The organism is Maribacter sp. (genome assembly GCF_049667165.1).
GTDB lineage: Bacteria > Bacteroidota > Bacteroidia > Flavobacteriales > Flavobacteriaceae > Maribacter_A.
Window position 1 is genome coordinate 1 of record NZ_JBATHS010000035.1, and the last position, 2469, is coordinate 2469.

The following is a 2469-nucleotide window of genomic DNA, read 5'->3' on the forward strand; positions in this document are numbered from 1 at the left end:
CGGTTCGTGTTCGGGTCTTCGTGGCGGTCTTTGACGTCGTTTTCGCCGGGGCCCTTTTGACCGGGGGCTTCGGTTTTGGTGTGTTTTCCATGGTGGCTTTTGTATAAGAACCTAGAAAGTACCATTATAAACCCAATACCACAATGATAGCTTCCGTTTTAACACTTCAAAACGGTCGACGCGCTCAGGGTATGCTACTTTTTAGTATCTTCAAAGCTGGGCATCTTTTAAAACACGCCAACATTGAAAAAGGAATACCTTTTTACTTCTAAGCGCCTTGGATTCCGCAATTGGACGACCGAAGATTTGCCCGAATTTGCGGAAATGAATGCCGATGACCATGTTATGGAACACTTTCCTAAACCCCTGACCCCAAAAGAAACCGCTGAATTTGTTGAACGCCTTCAAGGCCATTATCAAAAAAAGGGGTATAGCTATTTCGCTGTCGAAATCTTGGAAACGGGGGAGTTCATCGGGTTTATCGGTTTGGCGTTTCAAGAGTATACCACGGCGTTCACACCCGCGGTGGACATCGGATGGCGGTTGAAGCAAAGTGCATGGGGAAAGGGCTATGCCACCGAAGGGGCGCAACAATGCCTGGACCATGCCTTCAATACCCTTACATTGGATAAGGTCATTGCCACCTGTACCTTACAGAATGTCAAATCGGAACAGGTGATGCGTAACATTGGGATGCAAAGGCTGGGGGAATTCGAGCATCCGAAATTGGCGGACTATCCGGCCTATCAGCGATGTGTCTGTTATGGGGTCACCAAAGATACGTGGGGCCAACTAAGTAGTGAAGATCGGTATGGCCCAATGTGAATGCCCCGACCTTTTGGGGTTGAACGGACCGGGGTTTTGGTTTCTGGTTTTTCCGAATTGGGGGACTTGATTCTTGTCCTTACTACCTATTCTATTTTATCGCATATCGCATACCGCAATATATTTATATAATCCTTTGTTATATAAGTATTTATGTTGTATTATTGCATATCGCGATATACGATAATGAAAATAAGAAGTAACTTACAACAGATGAAACCACAAGATATTGTGGTCTTGACCAAGCTCGTTTCCTTAGACGAGCCAGGGTTTATACAAATGGAATTGGCCCAAACACTCTTTATGAGTCAATCGGAGATAAGTGCTTCGTTGGCCCGTTCATCCTATGCCGGTCTACTTGTTCATAAAGGTCAGGAAGTCAACCGGGATCTTTTTTTTTATTTTATTAAATATGGTTTAGGCGTTGTGTTTCCGCAACATCCGGGTCCTATAGTGCGTGGCACCCTCACTGCTCACAGTGCCCCCCCGCTTAATGCGGAAATTCTTAGCGATGAGCCTTATGTGTGGCCCTATGCAAAAGGGCAAGCTCGAGGGCAAACTATCTTGCCCCTATACCCTACGGTGCCACAAGCCGTTGTTCTAGACCATTATCTTTACGAACTTTTGGCACTCTTGGATGCGGTTCGTGTAGGCCGAGTCCGTGAAAAAAACTTGGCCTTGGAAATCTTGGAAAAACGCATATGCTAAAGAACACCTTGATCAATAGGGCCGCTACCAAAAAAGTGGCATTGGTGCTTGGCGATTTAAACGAGCAAGTGGTCTATGTGGGTGGGACCGTGGTCAGCTTATACATTGATGACCCCGCTGCAGAGGATATAAGGCCCACAAAAGATATTGACCTGACCTTTCAGATTGCCGGTTATGCTGAACTTGAGCGGTTACGGGAAGCATTGAATGAACGCGGTTTTTACCAAGATGCCGAAGATCCTGTCATATGCAGGTTTCGTTATGAAGATTTAATAGTGGATGTCATGGCCACGAAAGCTGTGGGTTGGGCCCCATCAAGCCCTTGGTTTAAAGCGGGTTTTGAAAAAGCAATACCCCTAACCATCGATAAGGTGACTATAAAAGTGCTTTCCTTGCCTTACTTTTTGGCCACTAAAATAGAGGCTTTTTTTGATAGGGGCATCAAAGACATCTATGCAAGTCATGATCTAGAAGATATTGTCTACCTATTTAATTATACAACAAACATAGATACGCAACTATGGGCTTCAGATAAGCAGGTTAAATATTATCTGGCCGAAAAATTAGAGGAAATGCGAAACAATAAAAGCATTGTTTCCGCATTTCGTGGTAGCTTGTATTATAATCAGGCGGACGAGAGAATGGAAATTATTTTAGATCGTATTCAAAAGGTCATAGATGGCACTATAAACTAGCAAAAAGAACAATGCTATAAACTAGGTACAATCCAAAAAAACTCAGGATTATTATCCAGTGGCTATATCCGAGGGTTGGGAGTCTTTAGGGCGAAGGTCCAGGCGATATACGAGACAAATAAAATCAAAACAAAATACACCACCATGCTGACGGCCATACATCCAAAATTACCCATGCGCAACAAAGGGGCCACGAAAGACTATTATGTAAACCAATTGGGTTTTATAGTGCTCGGGGACT

The 2469-nt window shown here is 44.2% G+C and carries 3 protein-coding genes; all 3 read left to right on the forward strand.

Annotated features, from left to right (window positions below; all coding sequences use genetic code 11):
* Nucleotides 1-243 precede the first annotated feature (243 nt).
* The 3 genes from WBM98_RS01845 to WBM98_RS01855 all read left to right on the forward strand — a co-directional run bounded on the left by WBM98_RS01845 (nt 244) and on the right by WBM98_RS01855 (nt 2228).
* A complete protein-coding gene (locus WBM98_RS01845; protein WP_424364321.1) occupies nt 244-825 on the forward strand; it encodes a GNAT family N-acetyltransferase in 582 nt (193 codons plus the stop codon).
* A 213-nt stretch (nt 826-1038) separates the two neighbouring features.
* Nucleotides 1039-1533 carry a hypothetical protein gene (locus WBM98_RS01850; protein WP_424364322.1) on the forward strand — a complete coding sequence of 165 codons (495 nt, stop codon included), beginning with the start codon at nt 1039-1041 and terminating at the stop codon, nt 1531-1533.
* Nucleotides 1527-2228 (forward strand): nucleotidyl transferase AbiEii/AbiGii toxin family protein, encoded by a 702-nt coding sequence (locus tag WBM98_RS01855; RefSeq protein WP_424364323.1) that lies wholly within the window; start codon nt 1527-1529, stop codon nt 2226-2228. Before WBM98_RS01850 ends, WBM98_RS01855 begins: the two co-directional genes overlap by 7 nt.
* Nucleotides 2229-2469: the final 241 nt, after the last annotated feature.

Excerpts from the sequence above, each read along its gene's own strand:
- WBM98_RS01850 (WP_424364322.1), top strand. The coding sequence starts at position 1,039 with ATGAAACCACAAGATATTGTGGTCTTGACCAAGCTCGTTTCCTTAGAC.
- WBM98_RS01855 (WP_424364323.1), top strand. The coding sequence starts at position 1,527 with ATGCTAAAGAACACCTTGATCAATAGGGCCGCTACCAAAAAAGTGGCA.